This window comes from Acinetobacter sp. FDAARGOS_494, assembly GCF_003812225.1.
In the GTDB taxonomy this organism is placed as follows: domain Bacteria; phylum Pseudomonadota; class Gammaproteobacteria; order Pseudomonadales; family Moraxellaceae; genus Acinetobacter; species Acinetobacter baumannii.
Genome location: NZ_CP033866.1, coordinates 2053639 through 2074915, shown reverse-complemented (window position 1 = coordinate 2074915; position 21277 = coordinate 2053639). Strand labels below are relative to the sequence as shown.

The 21277-nt window shown below is 41.6% G+C and carries 18 protein-coding genes; 15 read left to right on the top strand and 3 right to left on the bottom strand.

Going from position 1 to position 21277, the window contains the following annotated elements; translation table 11 throughout:
- Positions 1-7: 7 nt before the first annotated feature.
- Entirely contained in the window at positions 8-514 is a 507-nt protein-coding gene (locus tag EG365_RS10060; RefSeq protein WP_000687236.1) for a hypothetical protein, read from the top strand.
- 22 nt (positions 515-536) lie between these two features.
- Here the strand turns inward: EG365_RS10060 and EG365_RS10055 are convergent, their stop codons facing one another.
- Complete coding sequence (locus EG365_RS10055) at positions 537-1955, bottom strand: polyphosphate--AMP phosphotransferase (protein WP_000003541.1); 1419 nt, start codon at positions 1953-1955, stop codon at positions 537-539.
- Between the two features lie 207 nt (positions 1956-2162).
- Here EG365_RS10055 and EG365_RS10050 point away from each other — a divergent pair, with 207 nt between their 5' ends.
- The 14 genes from EG365_RS10050 (at position 2163) to EG365_RS09985 (ending at position 18120) form a co-directional block, all read left to right on the top strand.
- On the top strand, positions 2163-2870 hold the full coding sequence (locus EG365_RS10050; protein WP_000039800.1) for an FFLEELY motif protein: 708 nt from the start codon (positions 2163-2165) through the stop codon (positions 2868-2870).
- 148 nt (positions 2871-3018) lie between these two features.
- On the top strand, positions 3019-3966 hold the full coding sequence (gene ubiE / locus EG365_RS10045) for a bifunctional demethylmenaquinone methyltransferase/2-methoxy-6-polyprenyl-1,4-benzoquinol methylase UbiE (protein WP_000064213.1): 948 nt from the start codon (positions 3019-3021) through the stop codon (positions 3964-3966).
- Between the two features lie 11 nt (positions 3967-3977).
- A complete protein-coding gene (locus EG365_RS10040; RefSeq protein ID WP_000269705.1) occupies positions 3978-4646 on the top strand; it encodes a ubiquinone biosynthesis accessory factor UbiJ in 669 nt (222 codons plus the stop codon).
- A gap of 12 nt (positions 4647-4658) precedes the next feature.
- On the top strand, positions 4659-6278 hold the full coding sequence (locus tag EG365_RS10035) for an ABC1 kinase family protein (protein WP_000612218.1): 1620 nt from the start codon (positions 4659-4661) through the stop codon (positions 6276-6278).
- A gap of 124 nt (positions 6279-6402) precedes the next feature.
- On the top strand, positions 6403-7716 hold the full coding sequence (locus EG365_RS10030) for an FAD-dependent oxidoreductase (protein ID WP_000856572.1): 1314 nt from the start codon (positions 6403-6405) through the stop codon (positions 7714-7716).
- 153 nt (positions 7717-7869) lie between these two features.
- The gene (gene hisIE / locus EG365_RS10025) at positions 7870-8643 is read left to right on the top strand and encodes a bifunctional phosphoribosyl-AMP cyclohydrolase/phosphoribosyl-ATP diphosphatase HisIE (RefSeq protein WP_001066569.1); all 774 of its coding nucleotides are present in this window, start codon (positions 7870-7872) and stop codon (positions 8641-8643) included.
- Between the two features lie 9 nt (positions 8644-8652).
- Positions 8653-10155 (top strand): UvrD-helicase domain-containing protein, encoded by a 1503-nt coding sequence (locus EG365_RS10020; RefSeq protein WP_000065138.1) that lies wholly within the window; start codon positions 8653-8655, stop codon positions 10153-10155.
- Between the two features lie 23 nt (positions 10156-10178).
- Positions 10179-11561 carry an AAA family ATPase gene (locus EG365_RS10015; RefSeq protein ID WP_000764515.1) on the top strand — a complete coding sequence of 461 codons (1383 nt, stop codon included), beginning with the start codon at positions 10179-10181 and terminating at the stop codon, positions 11559-11561.
- A 314-nt stretch (positions 11562-11875) separates the two neighbouring features.
- The gene (locus EG365_RS10010; protein ID WP_000381591.1) at positions 11876-14725 is read left to right on the top strand and encodes a monovalent cation/H+ antiporter subunit A; all 2850 of its coding nucleotides are present in this window, start codon (positions 11876-11878) and stop codon (positions 14723-14725) included.
- The gene (locus EG365_RS10005; protein WP_000624232.1) at positions 14722-15090 is read left to right on the top strand and encodes a Na+/H+ antiporter subunit C; all 369 of its coding nucleotides are present in this window, start codon (positions 14722-14724) and stop codon (positions 15088-15090) included. The genes EG365_RS10010 and EG365_RS10005 overlap by 4 nt, the downstream gene beginning before the upstream one ends.
- Positions 15090-16901: a monovalent cation/H+ antiporter subunit D gene (locus tag EG365_RS10000; RefSeq protein ID WP_000459271.1), complete on the top strand. Its 1812-nt coding sequence runs from the start codon at positions 15090-15092 to the stop codon at positions 16899-16901. Before EG365_RS10005 ends, EG365_RS10000 begins: the two co-directional genes overlap by 1 nt.
- A gap of 2 nt (positions 16902-16903) precedes the next feature.
- Positions 16904-17431, top strand: coding sequence for a Na+/H+ antiporter subunit E (locus EG365_RS09995; RefSeq protein ID WP_001177205.1), 528 nt, complete (start codon positions 16904-16906; stop codon positions 17429-17431).
- On the top strand, positions 17428-17703 hold the full coding sequence (locus EG365_RS09990) for a monovalent cation/H+ antiporter subunit F (RefSeq protein ID WP_000154079.1): 276 nt from the start codon (positions 17428-17430) through the stop codon (positions 17701-17703). The genes EG365_RS09995 and EG365_RS09990 overlap by 4 nt, the downstream gene beginning before the upstream one ends.
- A gap of 12 nt (positions 17704-17715) precedes the next feature.
- Positions 17716-18120, top strand: coding sequence for a Na+/H+ antiporter subunit G (locus tag EG365_RS09985; RefSeq protein WP_001167533.1), 405 nt, complete (start codon positions 17716-17718; stop codon positions 18118-18120).
- A gap of 56 nt (positions 18121-18176) precedes the next feature.
- Here the strand turns inward: EG365_RS09985 and EG365_RS09980 are convergent, their stop codons facing one another.
- Entirely contained in the window at positions 18177-18578 is a 402-nt protein-coding gene (locus EG365_RS09980) for a ribosome-binding factor A (RefSeq protein ID WP_000897047.1), read from the bottom strand.
- Entirely contained in the window at positions 18578-21277 is a 2700-nt protein-coding gene (gene infB, locus EG365_RS09975) for a translation initiation factor IF-2 (protein ID WP_000130326.1), read from the bottom strand. Before infB ends, EG365_RS09980 begins: the two co-directional genes overlap by 1 nt.

Genomic DNA, 21277 nt, shown 5'->3' with positions numbered 1-21277 from the left:
AAACATTATGAAAATTGATAACATTCCTGACTATATTGATCCTAGCCTAAATCTGGAACAAATTCGCGATGAGTGCCAAGAACTCATTCAGAAAAGAGCTTACGTCTCTGCTGGTGCAGCAATTGTACCCATTCCTTTTTTTGACGTGGTAGTAGATTTGGGAATTTTGTCACAGCTTATTCCCGATATTAATTCCCGTTTTGGTTTAGCGCCTGAACATGTCAGTGTCTATGATCCAAAAACAAAAACAATTCACTGGGATGAATTACGAAAACGCGGCTTTCAATTTTCAGGCTTTGTGGTTGCTCGCACTACCGTTAAAAAAACCTTTAACGGTTTCTTTGGAAAAATTGTTACCAAACAAGTGACAAAATTTGTACCACTAGGTGGGCAACTTGTCGCAGCAAGTTTAGGCTATTTTATGATGAAAAAAATAGCCCAAACTCATCTAAATGACAGCTACAACCTTGCTAAACGTATTCAACAAAAAAGTCGTGGCACGGTTGTAAACTAAAATCTAACTTACGGCTGAGAGTTTAATCTGCTCTCAGCTGTTTTAAAATAGCTCTTAACACTTCTAAGCGTGCAGTGTATTTATCGTCTGTTGCGACAATATACCAAGGCGCATATTCGGTACTAGTTCGCTCAAGCATATCTGCGGCCGCCTTTAAATAATCATCCCACTTATCACGGTTACGCCAATCTTCGGCAGTAATTTTAAAGCGTTTGTGCGGTGTCTCTTCTCTGGCTTTAAAACGTTGCTCTTGCTCATCTTTACTAATTGCCAGCCAAATTTTTACCACAATCGTTTGGCTATCAAATAAGTCTTTTTCAAAGCGATTGATTTCGTCATATGCCCTTTGCCACTCGATAGGCGAAGCAAATCCTTCAACACGCTCTACCAGCACACGACCATACCAGGTACGGTCAAAAATGGTAATTTTTTCAGCTTCATTAATACGATTCCAAAAACGCCACAAATACGGGTGTCTTGCTTCGAAACGTTCAGGCGCCCCAATACAGTGAATATCATATTCACGCGGGTCTAAGTTTTTAACAATTCGCTTGATGGCTCCCCCTTTACCCGCAGCGTCCATCCCTTCAAATGCAATCACCACATTGCGTTTATCAAAGCGCATGTTATCGGCAATTTTTTTACTCAGTTTATCGAGCTCTTTTTTATATTCGGCTTTATCCATTTTTTCCTGAGCAGGTTTTAATAAACTCTCGGGAATTTTTGCCTGCTGCCATTTACCTTTGACTTCAGTTTCATGTTCAGGCAGTTGACGCATGTGTTGTAAAAGATACTGAGCAAAAAATTGATCGCGCTGTTTTTCATCTTCCCCATCAATAATGTACCAATCGTCGGTAAAGCGACGGCGTAACTTTTGCAAAGTGTCATATTGTTTTTTATTACGCCAGTCTAGGCCGTGAAGCTTATGCCAATGCTGTTCAGATGGATCTATTTTATCTAACCGTTTTTGGAGTGATTTCCACGAAAGATCAAACCAGACCTTAATGACATCGACATAGTTATTTTTTAGGTCCTGTTCAAACGCTCGCATATTTTCAACATAGGCATCAAAACGCGCATCATCCAAAGGTTCTGACACATGAGTTGCCGTAACCAACAAATCGCTATACCAGTTGCCAAACATCACCACAATTTGGCCTTCAGTCGGAATAAATGCTGAATAAGACTGCCAGAATGCTTCAGAGTCTGTCAGCACACGTGGTGCATCTGCTTTTACCCGTAGATATCTTGGATCTAGCCACTCTCGAAGCTGTTTAACAGCTTCCCCTTTTCCAGCTAACTCAATACCACTCATTAAAATGAGTGTGCTTTTGGCATTGGGTTTCCCTCGGCTTTCTTTTAAAGCATATTGTGCTTCAATTAAATCAACTGAAAGCTGTTCTTCGTCTCGTATTTCAAATTTTGGTTGTTGTTCACTCATGGTCCACTGCTCTAATCTTTTTATTTAATTTCGCCATTATTTAACTTATGCGCTTGGGTGATGAATTGCTATACAAATTATGTCATTGCAACATGATTTAACCTGAAAATTGACGCATAAATCATTTTTTTTACATCTACTCGCCATAGTAGAAGGTTACAATGCCTCTTATGATTTTTTGTAAATAGCCCAATATTAGAGCCTTACATGTCTAAACTCGCTGCTTTTGATGAACTTTTACAACAATATAAAACATTTAATTATCACGACAATCCAGTGCTAGCCCAACGTTTGCAAGATGTACAAACATGGCTAAAAGAACGGATGAAAGAGACGCATCACGACTTTTTTAATTTGCCAGAACACAAACTGATGGCTCAGTACTTTTTAAACCGTTTATATGGTGGACCAGAGTTCGATGCACTTGCAGCACAAATTGAACGTTTATTGAAATATGCACATAAAGCAGAAAAGGTTTTACCTGAAAACGCAATTAAGACAGGTACAAAGTCGGTAAGTTTGGCTGTACTTGCCACTCAACTTGATGAACAAGTAGCAATGCAGCTTCTTGAAGACTATCCGGCAGATACTGTACTTACCGACGAGATCATGCGCTTAACCTTAATCAAGCTTGATCAGGCCGAAGCCCGTTACCAGCAGCTTGCCCTTCTTGACGATTTAGGAGCAGCACTCGATAAATATATGCGTTCATTTATGATGTTTACTGCTTTTAAAATGTGTAAAGGTATTGCACAAAAATATCACTTCGAATTGATGTATGATTTTATTCAAGATGGTTTTAGCGCAATGAAACCTTTAAAATCGGCTGAGGCCTTTATTAAAACTTTTACGGAAAAAGAACGCCAGATTGTTGAAAAAGTACATTCAGGACATCCGAATCCGTTTAGAGTGTGATAAGGTCGGCACATAGAAAAAACTCAACCTCACGAAGTTGAGATTTTATTCATTATATTTGCATGATGATGCCTGTAAAAATAGACAAAATCTGTCATCATGCAGAACTTATTCCGTTTCACTTGAGTTTGAGTCTAGGAGAGACAATATGTCTAACGAAAACCAAAAGCCAACATCTCCAACTGAGCAGGCACAAAGTTCAGACAAAGTTAGCCCATTCCTAAGCTCACCGTTACCGCAAGGTACCCCTCAAGGGCAACAACAATCTTTACAGCAAACCTTAACAGATACACCAGTTAGCGGTTCTGTGCCGAAATACAATTTACCACGTGGTGCAGGCAACACTGGCAACGTTGGTGAAACAACACACTTTGGTTATTCAACAGTTCGAACTGAAGATAAAGCACAAAAAGTTGCTGAAGTTTTCCACTCAGTTGCAAGCAAATATGACCTTATGAATGACTTGATGTCATTTGGTATTCACCGTTTATGGAAACGCTTTGCAATTAACATGTCTGGTGTTCGCCGTGGTCAACATGTGTTAGACATTGCTGGTGGTACAGGCGACTTAGCAAAAGTATTTAGCCGTGAAGTTGGCCCGCAGGGTCATGTGGTACTTTCAGACATTAACGAATCTATGCTCAATGTTGGCCGTGATCGTCTAATTGATGCAGGCTGTACCAATGTCGATTTTGTACTTGCCAATGCAGAAACTTTAGAACCTTTTGCAGACAACAGCTTTGACCTTGTAACCATTAGCTTTGGTTTACGCAACGTGACAGATAAAGACGCAGCGCTTGCTTCTATGTTCCGTGTGTTAAAACCAGGTGGCCGCTTACTTGTTCTTGAGTTTTCTAAACCAGTATTTGAGCCATTCTCAAAACTTTATGACCTTTACTCATTCACTGCTTTACCGATTATGGGTAAATTGGTTGCCAATGACTCAGAAAGTTATAAGTACTTGGCTGAATCAATTCGTATGCACCCAGACCAACGTACCTTAAAAGGTATGATGGAAAATGCTGGCTTCCAGAACTGTGATTATCACAACCTGACTGGCGGTATTGTTGCTGTTCATCGCGGTTTTAAACTGTAAGGGATAACGATATGTGGTCGATTCTGGCACTCGGTGCAGTCGAACGTATCATTCATCATCTGATCGATCTGGATGCATTAACCCGCATTCAGCTCAATCAGCTACAGGGCAAAATGTTGCGTGTTATCATCGATAGCCCGCAACTTTCTGTTGATGTATTCTTTGACCAAGAAAAAGTACGTCTTGAACCTACCGTTACAGGGCACAGTGAAAAGCCATCTATTTTTGAGCAGCGCCCTTTTGATCCACAATTTAAAATTTCTGAAGCCACTGCAACTTTGCATGTCAAAGATGTCGTTGAACTGATCAAATTATTATTAAGCGATCCAGACCAAATTGGTAATATCCCGCTTCAAGGTGATTATCACCTCTTACAGGATATTCAAAAAATTATGCAGCAAGCTGAACCTGATTTAGCTGCGCATCTATCAAAATGGGTTGGTCCTCAACTCGCTCACGAAATCGGTAAGATCCAACTTGCACCAAAACATTTAAAACGCTCTCTTCAAAGTCATCTATTTTTTGCTGAAGATGCCTTAAAAGAAGACAGTGGTTTATTTGCCCCACGTTGGGAAATGGACGATTTAAATCAGGCTACGCGTAAGCTTAATCAAGACATTGATCGTCTAGAAGCTAAATTGCAGCAGCTCAATGCACAACTACAACCCACTCAAGACTAGGTAAGACTTTATATGATTCCGCACGTTTCACGTTTACTCGAACTTTGGCGTATTGCAGCGCACTATAGACTCGATACGTTGTTCCCTGCGGATGAATTACCTGTTAAAGCTAAGCATGCATTGAACATTATAAAAATGCATCCGGCAGCATGGTCTAGTCGTGAACGCAAAAATCCTTTAAAGCTTAAAGAAGCTTTAGAAGATATGGGGCCGCTTGCAATTAAGCTTGGACAACTCCTGTCAACCCGCCGTGATTTGATTCCACCTGAAATACTCGCCCAACTGGTTTTGCTTCAAGATCAGGTCAAACCTTTTGATGGAGAAGTTGCCAAACAACGTATTCAAGATTCTTTAAAAGCAGACGTAAATACACTGTTCGCCCGCTTTGATGATCAACCACTTGCAGCAGCCTCAATTGCACAAGTCCATACAGCGGCGTTACATGATGGACGTGAAGTTGTTGTTAAAGTTACTCGTCCAGACATTCGTAGCCAAATTTTACAAGACTTTGAAATTCTGGCTTGGCTAGGTAACACCTTAGAAAGTCGTCTTGAAGCTGCCCGTGCATTACATTTATCTGAAATTATTCAAGACTACCGCCAAATCATTTTAAATGAGCTGGACTTGAGTATTGAGGCAGATAACACCCGTCGTATGCGCCATTACTTCACTGGTTCAACCATGATGTATGTGCCAGAAGTCTACATGGACACCAAAGATGTCATGGTGGCTGAGCGTATTACTGGTGTCCCTATTTCAGATACGGCAACCTTTGACCGTTTAGGTATGGACCGCGCACAACTTGCAGAAAAAGGGTTAACCATTTTCTTTACGCAAGTATTCCGCGATAACTTTTTCCATGCCGACATGCACCCCGGCAATGTCTTTGTAGAAACCATCAACCCAAGCAATCCACGCTTTATTGCACTGGACTGTGCAATTATGGGTGAGCTTTCTAAGCACGACCAAATGACAGTTGCCCGTATGTTGCTTGCTGTCATGAACAGCAACTTTATGCAGCTTATTCAAATTGTGCATCAAGCTGGCTGGATTCCACCGGGTACAGATCAAGACGCGTTAGCACGTGAAATGCGCCGCACTGTTGGACCAATGGTGTCTAAGCCAATGGACCAGCTTGATTTTGCGGGTATCTTAATTCAAGTGATGGATATTGCCCGTCGCTTCCATTTAGAAATCCCGCCACAGCTCATGCTACTACTCAAAACTTTAGTGCATGTAGAAGGCCTAGGTACGGACCTTTATCCGCAGCTCGACATCTGGAAATTGGCAAAACCAATTTTGACAGAATGGGTCAAATCCAATATGAACCCAGTCAAAAATGTAAAAGAGCTTGGTCAGCAATTACCTGATCTGCTTTTAGGCGCTCAAGATTTCCCAAGTTTAATTATTGATAGCTTAAATGGTTTAAAAAATCAGTCTGCTTGGCAAGACCGTCAGTTACGTGAAATTCAACAGCTTCGTTTACAAATGGAACACCAACAACGTCGTAGCTGGATGTTTGGCAGTACTATGTTGATTTTGCTAACTATTGCGATTATTAGCCCTTGGTTTGTATCTATTATTTTGATTGTGTTGAGCAGCTTATTGGCGCTTTGGCGTGTATTGAAATAACTTCCAAGTCCCTTGCCCATGCAAGGGATTTTTTTATGGGTAAAACTTATAATTTAAAAAAATATAGATCGATTATCCGTTCATTGCTAAATTTAGTTTTATGAATGCTTGAAAAGAACAAACAATGAAAACACCTCATTTTGCCATTATTGGTGCAGGCACGGCAGGTTTAGCCACTGCGATTTTGCTCGCCCGTGAAGGCAACCACGTTACTATTTTTGAACAAGTTGATGAGTTATCTCCGGTAGGTGCAGGTTTACTGCTACAACCTGCGGGCTTAGCCGTATTTGAGCACTTAGGTGTGCTCGACAAAGCCCTAACCTTAGGTGCGAAAGTCACAGGCTTAGAAGGACAACTTCCAGACAAGCGTCTTTTAGTTAACAGTCACTATCGCGAAGCATCAACAAATCTTTATGGTCTAGGTATACACCGAGCCACTTTGTGTCACGTTCTCACTCAAAAACTTAACGAGTATTCAAGCCAGATTACTTGGTATATGAACCATTCTGTTGAAAGATTTGAAGAACATAACGATGAAGTTCAGATATTTGGCAGTCATCAAAATCAAAAGTTTGATGCTTGCTTTGATGGCCTACTCATTGCCAATGGTGCTCGTAGTCAATTAAGACCTAAAGCATGGGTAAAGGTTAACAAAGCTTATCCTTGGGGGGCTGCGTGGAGTATCGTGCCCGAGTGCCAAGTCCTCGATCCTGAAATTCTGCATCAATTTTATGATCGCTCGAAAATTATGATGGGAATTCTTCCTACGGGAGCGATTCCAACCGAACCTCAACAGCGCCTTTCAAGTGTTTTTTGGAGCTTACCAACCCCACAATTACAAAGCTTTTTGCAAGATGAGCAGGCTAAACAAGCTTGGTTAAAGCAAGTCTCAGAACGTTGGCCCAAAGTTGCAGAGTGGCTCAAAGAAATTTTGTATAACTGTCAAACTCAGCCCAAATGGCTATCTGCAAACTATCGTGATGTCGTCATGACTCAATTTGGTCAAGGTCGAATTGGGGTAATTGGAGATGCAGCTCATGCGATGAGCCCACAGTTGGGACAAGGGGCCAATATGGCATTATTAGATGCTTGGGCTTTTTCTCAATCATTGCGACAAGCTCAAAAAAACCAGAATATTGATTGGCCCCTACTCTGGCAGCATTATCACCAGTTTCGCGGTTCATCTACCCAGTTTTATCAATTTCTTAGCCGCTTACTAACACCACTTTATCAATCTGACCATTGGTGGGCGGGAGGTTTAAGAGATTTAGTTTTCCCTTGGATGTATCAAATTCCTTATTTTCGAAAAGAAATGGCCATCACAATTTCAGGCTTAAAGACAGGGCCATTCCGCCATCTTGAATATGATCAAGTAGCTCAATTACCTAAAGAAAGCAGTACGTTTCATTTAAAAAGTGAATCTCTGGCTGATTTTTAAAAGTAGCTGAGTACAAGCTGCTCATTACGCTAGGAGAGTCAAAAAGGACAAAGAATTTTTCCGCAAAGTGGCGTTGATGCCGTACACTATACAAGCTATTTTTAGCATCTGACTGAAATCAATTTATAGTTCATATTTCTTTGGTGATTCCTCATGAATAACACGCAATGGCTCGATGAAGTAAAATTTAACGAACAAGGTCTTATCCCTGCCATTGCTCAACATCATCAAACCGGACGTATTTTGATGGTGGCGTGGATGAACCGTGAATCACTTGCACTCACCGCAGAAAAAAATCAGGCTGTGTATTTCTCTCGCTCTCGCCAAAAACTTTGGCACAAGGGTGAAGAATCAGGTCATTTCCAAACGGTTTATGAAATTCGTCTGGACTGCGATGGCGACGTGATTGTATTACAGGTTGAGCAACATGGCGGTATCGCATGTCATACAGGTCGTGAGTCTTGTTTCTACCGTAAACTCACCCCACAGGGCTGGGAAATTGTCGATGCACAGTTAAAAGACCCTACTGCAATTTATGGCGACAAAGCCAAAGCTGAAAGCCACGATCATGCTCATACTACTGAACAAGTGGATGTACTTGCTCACTTAGGGCAATTGATGCAAGAGCGTAAGCAAGCAGAAGCAGACACTTCATATGTTGCAAGCCTCTACAAAAAAGGCATCAATAAAATTTTAGAAAAAGTCGGCGAAGAAGGCGTAGAAACCATTATTGCTGCGAAAGACTACGCTGCTCAAAATACAGAAAGTAATTTAAATGACTTGATTTATGAAACTGCCGATTTGTGGTTCCATAGTATTGTCATGTTGGGTTATTTCGATCTTAATCCACAACTTATTATTGACGAGTTAGGTCGTCGTCAGGGTTTATCTGGTTTAGTTGAAAAAGCTAACCGCAATAAGGTTTAAAATCACTCAGTGTCGAATATCGAAAAACCTAAAGCCACCTATGAGCAAGCAATTGCCATAGATAACGCACGTCTTGGGCAATCATTTAAAGTGATTGCCTATGCGGGCACAGGTAAAACTACTACATTACAAATGATTAGTGATGCCATGCCTGAACGGCGTGGTATGTATTTGGCTTTTAACAAAGCCATTGCTGGTGAAGCTCAAAACAAATTTCATCGCAATGTAGACTGCCGTACTTTTCACTCACTCGCCTTTCGCAGTGTGCCACGTGGCGTAACTGATAAATTACGTTTACCCCGCTTAAGCCCAAGCTTTATTGCAAAAGAATATCGGCTAGAACCGATTACCTTACGGCGCATGATGGGTGGACGTTATGAAAAATACGTCTTAATGCCAAGTCGCCTAGCGAGTCTTGTCGCCAATGCGGTGAGCTATTTCTGTTCAACCAGTTCTCAATATCCAGCGCCTCGACATATTCAGGCGCCAAACTGGTTACATCCAGACGATATTACTGCACTTCAAACCCATCTTTACCCTGCTGTTGAACGCCGCTGGCTAGAGTCCATCGATCCAAACCATCAAGCCGGAATTGGTCACGATATTTACCTCAAACTTTGGGCATTGTCTGAGCCTAATATTCCGGCCGATTATGTCTTATTTGATGAAGCACAAGATGCTGACCCTTTAATGCTGGGTATATTACTTCGTCAAAAAAGTACGCAGGTTATTTATGTAGGCGATGCACATCAGCAAATCTACGCGTGGCGCGGTGCAGTAAATGCCATGCAACAATTGCCTTTGCCAGAGTCTCGCCTAACGACCTCTTTTCGTTTTGGAGAGGCGATTGCCGATGTCGCCAATGCGTTGTTAGGTGGCTTAAATGAGACAGTTCCTTTGCTTGGTAATCCGAACCAGAAATCAAGTGTAGTCAATAAACCTCATACAAAAATGCGTGATGCGATTTTGTGTCGTACCAATGCTCGCGCAATGGAGCTGTTATTGGCAGGCTTAGTTCACGGCGATAAAGTGAGTTTGCAAGCTGACCATCAAAAACTAAACCGTTTTGTAGATGCTGCAAGCCTCTTAAAGCAAGGGAAACGAGTTACTGACGTTCCTGAGTTGGCATGGTTTAACTCATGGCATGATGTTCATGAGTACTGCGAAACCAATGAAGGAAGCGATATAAAACCATTGGTTAAGCTGGTAGATGATCACGGCACTGACCCATTAAAAAAAGCACTTGCAAAGATTACTCCCCTTGAGCAAGCTGACTATGTCATCTCGACTGCCCATAAAGCGAAAGGGCTGGAATGGAACCGTGTCCATATTGAAGACGACTATCAATTTAAAATTAATGGTTTAGAGCATAAGATTACAGATGAAGAGTTAAGATTACTGTACGTGGCCTGTACTCGTGCTAAAGTAAGTCTAAATATCCATCATCTTTATGATCTGATACAACAATTAAAACTAAGGGCGCCTTTAAGTCTTCGTCAGTCGGTTGGTTGAAGCGCTCATAATTAGGTGAGCCTATGAAACTTGAATCTATCCAATTTAAACATATTGCTCTGTTTCATGACCTAAAAATACAGTTCCAATATGACAAACAACCGATTACTTTAATTTTAGGCGAGCAGGCGACTGGCAAAAGTATGCTACTCAAGCATATTTATCATGCTTTAACATGGTTTCCTGCGCGCCTTAAAGATGCACGTACACCAGGCATTGTCATGCCAGATCAGGACATTAGCCATTCTCGTTTGCAATCTAAAATAGAAGTCAGCATCCAGATTCCACCGGAATTTGGACAACTCCCTGAAACCGCTTCAACCCAGCAAACCGACACATCCCTTTGTAGCTGGAAGCTGTTCAAGACCTTAAATTCAAGTGGTGTAGGGATTAGTCAAGTTGAAACTCAGCAGCTCGATCAAACCATTACCCTTTATCATCAAGTCACAAGAAAAGACCCACTTCAAGGTCTTCCCTTACTCGCTTATTATCCGTCAGAGCGATTTGTTAACGATATAAATTTACTGAATAAAAATTTACCGGGTATTACCCAGTCTATTTCTGCTTATGACATTAGCTTCATTCCGTTTACCACCTTCGCCCGCTTTTTTGAGTGGTTACGTGAAATTAGCGATATTGAAAATGCACAAGCGGCTCATGTTGTGCAGCGAATTATTTCAAAACAATCCAATTCACAAGATCAGGAAGAAATTTTACGTCAGCTACAACTTGAATTGGCAGGACATCCTAAACAGCTTCCTTCACCTAATTTGTACGCATTAAAATCGACATTAAAGATTATTTTTCCTGAGCTTGAAGACTTTTATTTGCAATATCACCCAAAACTTCAACTTATGGCACATTACAAGGGTGAAGTCTTGGCCTTTCAACAACTTTCCAATACCACTAAAACATGGATTGCACTCGTAGGCGATGTGGTTCGCAGGCTTTGTTTGCTCAATCCGTTGAGCTTAGACCCTTGTCTTGAAGGTGAAGGCGTTTTGTTAATTGACCAGATCGATTCACAACTAGATGCAGCACATTGCTCAGAAATTTTAAATCGTCTTCATCGCGCATTCCCACGCTTACAAATTATTGTGACCGGAAGCCGTGAAGAATTGCTTGAACATGCAGCCGTATATCAATGTTTTAAATTAGAGCATGGAAAAATCAGTCCACTTGATTTAAGTACGACTCAGCAGCAACTCGAACATCTTTATACGTTATTACAACGAGATGAAGCGTTAACGCCGCATATAGATCCCCTACCGCTTGATACCGAGCCAGCAACAACTCAAATTGATAGTTTGTACCAACAAATCCAAAATCTAAATGAACAGCAAAAAAATGAATTATTACGTATGATTCATGCAGGAGACACCTCGGAAGAAACCTCCTCTCTTTAAAATTTATTATCCATTTCGCTCAATTTTTATAATAAAACCGAATTCGCTAAATATATGATGAAATCTGGTTTTTTGAGCTGGAAAATCACTAGATGTTGTTACCACATGTAATAACATCAGATTTTTAATGATTTTTTAGTGTACAATAAATTTCATTTTGCGTTTTTATTATTCAAGTTGCGCAATACAACTTGTTTCTCGCTTTATTTTTCTAATTTGGTCGGGTTTTCAGAATATAAGCTTTGGAAATCTCTTTGAATTCCTATCTATTCTGAAATGAAAATTTCACCTTTAGGCTTCGGTCTAAATTATATATGGATACGAGTGTGCTACCGATAATTATCTTATTACCGTTAATATTAGGCACCACCCTTGTTTCATTGCTTCAACGGTTTTCACGTGGAGTAACGGCTTTAGGGGCGATCGGAGTCAGTTTAACCAGTTTTGGTTTATTACTGACTCAGGCTAAAACTGTGCTTGGTGGTGCAAGCATTCAACAAAGTTGGGATTGGTTACCACAATTAGGAATTAATCTGAGCTTTAGACTTGATGCCCTTGGTTTATTATTTTCTCTTCTTATTACCGGTATCGGTACACTCATTTATATTTATGCCTATTATTATCTAGGCCCTAAAAATTCATTAAGTAAATTATATTTATTACTCATGCTGTTTATGGCAGCAATGCTCGGTATTTCTCTTTCTAACAATTTAATTATTTTATTAGTCTTTTGGGAACTTACCAGTATTTCATCCTTCCTATTAGTCGGTTACTGGAGCCATTACGAAGCTGCTCAACGTGGCTCGCGTATGGCACTTACCATTACAGGTATGGGTGGACTCGCCATGCTAGGTGGGTTTGTCTTATTAGGACAAATCACAGGAACCTACGAAATTAATGATATTGTCGGAATGAAAGACCTCATTCAAAGTCACTATCTGTTTGTTCCGACGCTTTTGCTTATTTTACTGGGTGCATTTACTAAAAGTGCTCAGTTCCCGTTCCATTTTTGGTTACCCAATGCAATGGCAGCGCCCACTCCCGTGTCGGCCTATTTGCACTCTGCCACCATGGTAAAAGCTGGGATTTTCTTATTAGCTCGTCTTGCACCTATTTTCATTGGCGCTGCGCTTTATCACAACATTGTCACGTTTGTCGGCCTATTTACACTTTGTATGGCCGCATGCTTCGCAATTTTTAAAGAAGATCTAAAAGGGCTACTAGCCTATTCTACAATTAGTCATTTAGGTCTTATCGTTTGCCTGCTTGGTATTGGTTCACCTTTAGCTGTTGCTGCGGCAATTTTCCATATTATTAACCACGCCACCTTTAAAGCTGCCCTGTTTATGATTGCCGGGATCATTGACCATGAAACAGGTACACGTGACCTTAGAAAGTTAAGTGGGATTTGGCAACTATTACCGTTTACCGCAACACTGACTATGATTACAGCGGCATCCATGGCAGGTGTTCCTCTCACTAATGGCTTTATTTCTAAAGAAATGTTCTTTACCGAGCTATTAGCGAGCCTTTCAGGATCAACTGTTATCTTTGCCAGTATTATTGCGACGCTTGCCGGTATTTTTGCAGTCAGTTATTCAATTCGCTTAGTACACGGCGTATTTTTTGATGGCCCCGTAGGTAAACAAGTTCCAAATAAAAATGCCCACGAGCCACCTATCGGCATGCGAGCACCAGCTATATTGCTTGCGACACTATGTATTTTGGTCGGTATTTTCCCTGCCCTACTGGTCGAGCCTCTAGTTAACAGTGTAACACGTGCAAGTCTTATGCAACCTGATTTTGCAGGTACTCATCTTGCAATTTGGCATGGATTTAATGCGCCATTAATCATGAGTATTATTGCTCTGGTTGGCGGTACGCTTTTCTATTTTGCCCTAGCAAAAGATGGCATGATTCGTAAGATCGACCTTGACCCACGTTTAGGGCGCTTACAAGGCCGTATTTTATTTGACTTATTCTTAAAGCATTTATTATTAACAAGCCGAAAAATTAAACAAAAAACCGAAAATGGTTCTTTGCAAAGTTACCTGTTCTTAATCATTGCTTTTAGCATCGTCATGGTTACTCTGCCTTTGTTCAATCAGGGCCTTACCACAGGTACACGTGAGCTGACTCACGCACCATGGATTGCAGTAGTTCTTTGGCTGACCTTATTCTCAGGTTGCTGGATGATGCTTTGGTTCCACCACGAACGTATCAAGGCTGTACTCATTAGTGGTGCAATTGGTCTTGTGGTTACCATGGTATTTGTCACCATGTCGGCACCTGACTTAGCACTCACTCAAATTACGGTAGATGTAGTTACGACTGTTCTGTTGTTGATGAGCTTATCGTTACTCCCTCAACTTACGCCATATGAATCTCGTCGCTCAAGACGTTGGAGAGATGCTGCGTTAGCAATTATTGGCGGTTTAGGAATTGGTTGGATTACATGGCTTATTTTAACGCGTGATCATAATTCGATTTCATGGTTCTTTGCTCAGCAATCCTTACCACTTGGCGGCGGTTCAAACATTGTAAATGTTATTTTGGTGGACTTCCGTGGCTTTGATACCTTTGGTGAAATTACAGTACTAGGCATTGCTGCGATTGGTGCGCTATGTCTCATGGATGGCATGCGCGTACATGGCACCACCATGACCCAAGGCCTCACCTACCGTTTTAACCCATCTCCACTCATGTTCCGTATTACGGCCTCTTGGGTGTTACCTTTAGCATTGGTCGTAAGTGTCTATATCTTTATGCGTGGACACAACTACCCGGGTGGTGGCTTTATTGCAGGTCTAATTACCTCAATGGCACTGATTATTCAGTACATTGCTTTAGGTCAAGATCAAGCAGAACAAATGTTAAAAGCCCAATCCGGTCGTCTTTACGAAATCTGGATTGGCTCCGGATTAACAATTGCAGGCCTTACTGGCATTGCCGCATGGTTCTGGGCACGTCCATTCTTAACCAGTGCGCACGTCTATGTTGAATTACCAGTTTTAGGTAAGTTGCATCTGGCTTCAGCAGCAAGCTTTGATCTGGGTGTGTATATCACCGTAGTAGGCGCTACCATGCTACTCATTTCTGTATTAGGGGACTCTCGCCACTCGAGTATGTCTGGTCCTGTACCTCATGGGGAGAAATCATCATGATCAGTTTAGAATTCTTACTGGCCACTGCCATTGGGCTACTTGTTGCGACAGGCATTTATCTAATTTTACGTGCGCGTACCTTCCCTGTTGTGTTGGGCTTAGCAGTGCTGGGCTATGCGGTTAACTTATTTTTGTTTGCGATGGGTCGTTTGCAAGTCAGCTCACCAGCCATCCTAACCGAAACCACCAATATTACAGATCCACTTCCACAAGCACTTGTTTTAACAGCAATCGTGATCGGTTTTGCCACTACCGCTTTTATTGTGCAACTCGCATTACGTAGCCGTTATGAATCCGGTAGTGACCATGTTGATGCCAAAGAAGATATTTCTCCAACATACGACCCACGTGAGGATGAGCCGTGATGTTTGATTTTTTATCTTTTTGGCAAGCTAATACACCAATTTTCAGTATCCTCATCCCGGCATTTACTGGTTTTATCTTATTGCTTCTAGGCAACCCTGGCGCTGGTGCATTAAAAGAAGATTGGCGACAACCTTGGCGCCGTGGCATTAGTTTGATCTCAGCAATAGCTGGGTTAATCACTGCTGTTAGTTATCTGCTTGTTGCAAACACTGGCCAAATTACGGTTTATCAGTTGAGCGAGTGGTCAGCTCCCTTTGGTATTGTGCTGGTACTCGACCGCCTTTCAGCTTTTATGCTGGTTTTAACTTATGCCTTAGCAGTTCCGGTTTTATGGTATGCCAGTGAAAACTGGGATACGAGAGGTCGCTATTTCCACGCCATATTCCATTTTCTTTTAATGGGGCTATGTGGTGCATTTCTCACAGGCGACTTATTTAACCTGTTCGTTTTCTTTGAAATCTTGCTCATGGCGTCCTATGTCCTCTTATTACATGGACAAGGAAAACCGAGATTTCAGCTTGGTGTACACTACGTCATTATCAACCTTTTAGCCTCTGCCCTGTTCTTAATTGGTCTTGGCATGATCTATGGCAGTGTAGGTAGCCTCAATATGGCTGACGTTTCACGTTTGCTACCGACTTTAGATGCAGATCAACATAAATTAGCAGTTGCAGGTGCCTTACTCTTATTTGTCGTGTTTGGTATTAAAGCGGCCATGCTACCAGTTGGTTTTTGGCTACCAAAAACTTATGCCGTTGCAAGTACACCTGTCGCAGCAATTTTTACCATCATGACCAAAGTGGGGATCTATGCCATTTTGCGTGTCAATGGAACTGTATTTAATGATGTACTCAGCCAAGAAATTTTTAAAAGCTGGTTGCTTCCAATTGGTTTAGTGACTTCTTTATATGGCGTGATTGGCGCAATTGGTGCAGATCGCCTCAGACGTTTTGTTGGCTTTATGGTGCTGTCTTCAATTGGTACTTTATTGATTGCAATTGCCATGTCAAACACGCAAGCGTGGTCTGGAGCATTATTCTATTTAGTCCACAGTACATTGATTGGTGCAGCATTTTACCTGTTCTGTGGCTGGATGACTTCACAGCGCGGTGATTTTAAAGACCATTTAAAGATTGCACCGAGAATTAAACAAGAAAAAGCAGCCATGCTGACTTATTTCCTGATTGCCATGATGCTCGCAGGCTTACCACCTTTTAGTGGCTTCTTTGGGAAAGTATTTATTTTGCAGGCTACTGTTGAAACTGCATATCAAGGCTGGGTTATTGGTATTGTTCTTTTGGTGAGTTTATTAAGCATTATTGCATTAACACGTGTCGGCTTTATTTTATTCTGGCGTGCATCACCACCAGAAGAAGACCCGATCAATCCTGCTTATATTATTTATCGTGCTTTACCTGAAAAAGCACCGCCACGTAACGATACCGTCATCTATATCTTACTTGCCGGTTTAGTGGCTTATGTAGCATTTGCTTCACCTGTATTGCACTACACCACAAATACCGCTCAGCAAATTCAAGATCATGCCCTGTATCAGCAATCTATTCTTAAAACTGATCAAAATGGCGAAGTTATTAGTGTTCAGCCATATGACTCAACTTATTTACCAGAAACAAAATATGGTGGTGAAGTTGAAGATCATAATGCCTATCTTATTCCTGACATTATTTCGAAAGATACTTTCAACGGTGAGCATATTTCTGAATATAAACACCGCCAAATTCAGCAGCAAGAAAAATTGCAAACCCCAACCATTGCTGATGAAAGTCAACTGAAACCTATGGAGCCATAACAATGCAGCTATCTAAATTGCTTGACCGCTGGTTTCCGCATCCATTTGTTTCTTTTTTGATTATCATCTTCTGGTTAATGCTCGCGCATAGTCTTGATGCGAGCGACCTGCTTATGGCTGTAATTTTGGGGCTTGTTATTCCTCGTCTAGTTCGTCCTTTTATTACCAGAACCCCGCATATCCATTGGAAACCTGCCATAAAACTGTGTTTTGTTGTCTTGTGGGATATTATTGTTTCCAATTTTCGGGTTGCTAAACTGGTATTAGGGTCACCGAAAAAATTACATCCTAAATGGTACCGTGTTCCATTAGAAACAGAACATGAACAAGTAAACTCTTTACTGGCAATGATTATTACCACAACGCCTGGCACGGTCTCTGCCGGTATTGATCAAGAGCGTGGTGATATTTTGGTCCACTCTCTTAGCACAGAAAATACTGAAAGTGATGTGCAAGACATCAAACAACGCTATGAGGCTCCACTCATGGAAATTTTTGATGTGAAAAGCAAATCGGAGGACAACGCATGACCATCCTACCTTATGCTCTTGGCATTAGCTTGGTTGCTATCACAATCTCTATGTTGCTTTGCTTATTTCGAATGGTGATGGGACCATCTATTGTCGACCGCCTACTAGCGCTTGATACACTATTTTTAAATGCGACCTGTCTCATTATTGTGTTAGGCATTTATTGGACAACCACCTCTTTATTCGAAGGGGCGTTGTTAGTCGCTATGCTAGGGTTTGTTTCAACGGCTGCTTTAGCTCGTTATTTTACAACCGGTCATGTAATCGATTAGGGGAAGGTCAAAATGCAAATTACAATGGAAATTATTGTTTCGATCTTTCTGGTTTTCGGTGCTTTTTTTATGTTAGTCGGATCTATCGGTATGGTACGTCTACCCGATTTATTCATGCGACTACATGCACCTACCAAGTCGAGTACATTAGGCTTAGGTAGCTTTTTAATTGCTTCAATGATCTTTTTTGCTTTTCAAGGCCGATTTGGCTTTGCCGAGTTACTTATTACACTGTTGGCTTTTATTACTGCACCTGTATCAGCCAACTTAATTGCTCAAGCCGCGCTACATTTACGTTTACGCTCATTGAGTGGTGAAGTTCCTGAAGCTATTGAACGTCCTCTACCGTGGGATCGTTATAAAATTGGGCAACGTTTTTCACAAAACAAACCACCCATGGAACCGCCTCAAGAATAAAAACTTGAACACATAAAAAAGCCACCCCAAGGTGGCTTTTTTATTTTGAGTTTTTATTACTCTTTGTCATCTGACTCACGTTTCGGTAAATCTTGTACCGCTTTTTCGATAAGACCAAACATATAGTTACCATATGCATTGGTTTTATCGTAATGGAAACGCAAGCGAGGCGTGATGCGCGTTTTAATACGACGACTCAACTCCTGACGTAAAAAACCAGATGCTTTATTCAAAATATCTAGTGTTTCACGGTGAGCCACTTCGTTTTGGTCATCGCTTAATTCACGACCCATCACGGTCACATAGACATCGGCATAACCTAAGTCCGGACTGACTTTAACGCCTGAGATGGTCACAAGACCACCCAGACGCGGATCTTTCAACTCCTGACGGATAAGTTCAGAAAGCTCGCGCTGTACTGAATCCGCCATTCGCTTTAAGCGTTGTCCACCCGCCATTAAAGACTCCGTTTAACCATTTGAACATCATAAACCTCAATCTTATCAAGAGGTTTGATGTCGTTATAACCTTTCACGGCAAGACCACATTCCATACCGGCACGAACTTCATCAACGACATCTTTATAACGACGTAATGATTCAAGTTCACCTTGGAAAATCACAACATCATCACGTAAGACACGGATTGGTTTGTTACGGTGAATCACGCCTTCCATAACCATACAGCCCGCAGCAGCACCAAACTTACTAGAACGGAACACTTCACGTACTTGAGCAACACCCAAGATAGTTTCACGGTGTTCAGGAGCAAGTTTACCGCTCATGGCATCTTTTACATCATCAATCAATTCATAGATGATGCTGTAGTAACGAATATCGATACCGTCTTGGTCACTCTTCTGACGAGCAGCTGTATCAGCACGAACGTTGAAGCCTAACAATACAGCTTCTGAAGACTCTGCAAGAATTACATCAGACTCAGTGATCGCACCAACACCAGAACTAATTACGCGAACTTTTACTTCATCAGTAGAGAGTTCATGTAATGCAGCATTCAATGCTTCTAAAGTACCACGAACATCTGTTCTTAAAACAACATTCACTGTAGGAACGTCTTTTTTGCCCATAGATGCCATGATGTTTTCAAGACGCATTGCGCTTTGACGTTCGATACGTTTTTCACGTTCACGGTCTGCACGAGCATCAGCAACTTCACGTGCCTTCTTCTCGTCATTTACTACAAGAACTTCATCACCCGCCATTGGAGCTTCTGGTAGACCCAAAATTTCCACTGGAATAGATGGTCCTGCTGACTTAATCGGCTTACCGTTTTCATCAGACATCGCACGAACACGGCCATATGATGAACCAGCAAGAACAAGGTCACCAATATTTAATGTACCGTTTTGAACAAGAATCGAAGTTACTGCACCACGGCCTTTATCCACACGTGCTTCAATAACAACACCTTGTGCAGCACCTTCAGCAGATGCTTTTAATTCCATCAATTCAGATTGAATCAGAATTAAATCAAGGAGTTCATCAATACCTTGGCCAGTATGTGCTGAAACCTTAGCAACCGGAACATCACCGCCCCATTCTTCTGGAACGATTTCTTTGGTTGTTAATTCATTTAACACACGGTCTGGATCAGCAGATTCTTTATCCATTTTGTTGATAGCAACAATAATTGGAGTTCCTGCTGCACGTGCATGGTCAATCGCTTCTGCAGTTTGCGGCATTACACCGTCATCTGCTGCAACAACCAATACCACGATATCCGTTGCTTTAGCACCACGTGCACGCATTGAGGTAAATGCTGCGTGTCCCGGTGTATCAAGGAATGTAATAATCCCTTTGTCTGTTTCAACGTGATATGCACCAATGTGCTGGGTAATACCACCTGCTTCACCTGCCGCCACTTTAGAACGACGGATACGGTCAAGCAATGATGTTTTACCATGGTCAACGTGACCCATGATTGTAACAACTGGAGGACGAGTAGTTTGTTCACCACGTGCTTCTTCAGCTGCTTCAAGTAAGTTATCTTCTGCTTGTGTATCAGAAACTAGAACAGGGTTATGACCCATTTCTTCTACAACAAGTGCAGCTGTATCTTGGTCAATTGTCTGGTTCTGGTTAACCAATTCACCCATTTTCATAAGTGTCTTGATAACTTCACGTACTTTAATCGCCATCTTCTGAGCAAGATCGGCAACAACAATGCTTGAACCGATTTCTACATCATAGACTTGCTTTTTAACTGGCTTTTCAAAACCATGCTTGTTCGCTTGGCTTGATTTTAAACCACGTTTGTTATGGTTAACGAAGCTTTGCTCTTCTTGACCACGACGACCGCCTTTCTTACCAGCGCGAGGGTTAGTTGTAGCACCACCACGTTTAATTTCACGGTCTTCTTGATTAAATGAATCTTCATAAGCTTGGCCAACAAGACCTGAAGCAAGAGGAGAATCATCAATCACACGAATAGTTGCAGTAGCATCATCATTTGAATATTTAGATGCCATCTTACGCATTTGTTCAAGCGTACGCTGCTGAGCTTCCTCAGCCGCTTTACGACGTGCAGCTTCTTCAGTTGCTTTCAACTGAGCTGTTTGTGCTTCACGCGCTTTCTTTTGCTCTAATGTTTCTGCTGGTTTTGGTGCAGGTTTTACTGTACCACCACCACGTTTTTTCACTACAACAGCAGCTTTAGGAGCTGACTGTGCAGCGCTATCTTGTTGATGAGCAGCACGCATTGCATCTAAAGTTGCTTTTGCTTTTTGCTCTGTTTGAAGACGCGCTTTTTGCTCTGCAGCTTCACGCGCTTGTTGTTCTGCACGCGCTTTAGCTTCCGCTTCTGCACGCGCTTTAGCTTCTGCTGCAATTTGTTCTGGGTTTGGTTTAGCAAAAACCTGTTTTTTACGTACTTCTACGTTAATAGTTTTTGCTTTACCCGAAGTACTTGCAACTTTAGCGGTACTGGTTGTTTTACGTTTCAACGCAATTTTTCCTGTGTTACCACTTTCCTGACCATGCACCTTTTTCAAATAATTGACTAAAGTGTCCTGTTGTTCAGTGGTAATAATGTCGTCTGCTGTACGTTGAGGCAAACCTGCTTCACGAGCCTGTTCTAGGAGCTTCTCAACAGGACGTCCTACGCTGAGAGCTAACTCTTTAATCGACTTGTCCGTCAT

What these genes read in the sequence shown, in the direction of transcription:
- EG365_RS10060 (WP_000687236.1), top strand. Translation starts at nt 8, where the DNA reads ATGAAAATTGATAACATTCCTGACTATATTGATCCTAGCCTAAATCTG.
- EG365_RS10055 (WP_000003541.1), bottom strand. Translation starts at nt 1,955, where the DNA reads ATGAGTGAACAACAACCAAAATTTGAAATACGAGACGAAGAACAGCTT.
- EG365_RS10050 (WP_000039800.1), top strand. Translation starts at nt 2,163, where the DNA reads ATGTCTAAACTCGCTGCTTTTGATGAACTTTTACAACAATATAAAACA.
- ubiE (WP_000064213.1), top strand. Translation starts at nt 3,019, where the DNA reads ATGTCTAACGAAAACCAAAAGCCAACATCTCCAACTGAGCAGGCACAA.
- EG365_RS10040 (WP_000269705.1), top strand. Translation starts at nt 3,978, where the DNA reads ATGTGGTCGATTCTGGCACTCGGTGCAGTCGAACGTATCATTCATCAT.
- EG365_RS10035 (WP_000612218.1), top strand. Translation starts at nt 4,659, where the DNA reads ATGATTCCGCACGTTTCACGTTTACTCGAACTTTGGCGTATTGCAGCG.
- EG365_RS10030 (WP_000856572.1), top strand. Translation starts at nt 6,403, where the DNA reads ATGAAAACACCTCATTTTGCCATTATTGGTGCAGGCACGGCAGGTTTA.
- hisIE (WP_001066569.1), top strand. Translation starts at nt 7,870, where the DNA reads ATGAATAACACGCAATGGCTCGATGAAGTAAAATTTAACGAACAAGGT.
- EG365_RS10015 (WP_000764515.1), top strand. Translation starts at nt 10,179, where the DNA reads ATGAAACTTGAATCTATCCAATTTAAACATATTGCTCTGTTTCATGAC.
- EG365_RS10010 (WP_000381591.1), top strand. Translation starts at nt 11,876, where the DNA reads ATGGATACGAGTGTGCTACCGATAATTATCTTATTACCGTTAATATTA.
- EG365_RS10005 (WP_000624232.1), top strand. Translation starts at nt 14,722, where the DNA reads ATGATCAGTTTAGAATTCTTACTGGCCACTGCCATTGGGCTACTTGTT.
- EG365_RS10000 (WP_000459271.1), top strand. Translation starts at nt 15,090, where the DNA reads ATGTTTGATTTTTTATCTTTTTGGCAAGCTAATACACCAATTTTCAGT.
- EG365_RS09995 (WP_001177205.1), top strand. Translation starts at nt 16,904, where the DNA reads ATGCAGCTATCTAAATTGCTTGACCGCTGGTTTCCGCATCCATTTGTT.
- EG365_RS09990 (WP_000154079.1), top strand. Translation starts at nt 17,428, where the DNA reads ATGACCATCCTACCTTATGCTCTTGGCATTAGCTTGGTTGCTATCACA.
- EG365_RS09985 (WP_001167533.1), top strand. Translation starts at nt 17,716, where the DNA reads ATGCAAATTACAATGGAAATTATTGTTTCGATCTTTCTGGTTTTCGGT.
- EG365_RS09980 (WP_000897047.1), bottom strand. Translation starts at nt 18,578, where the DNA reads ATGGCGGGTGGACAACGCTTAAAGCGAATGGCGGATTCAGTACAGCGC.
- infB (WP_000130326.1), bottom strand. Translation starts at nt 21,277, where the DNA reads ATGACGGACAAGTCGATTAAAGAGTTAGCTCTCAGCGTAGGACGTCCT.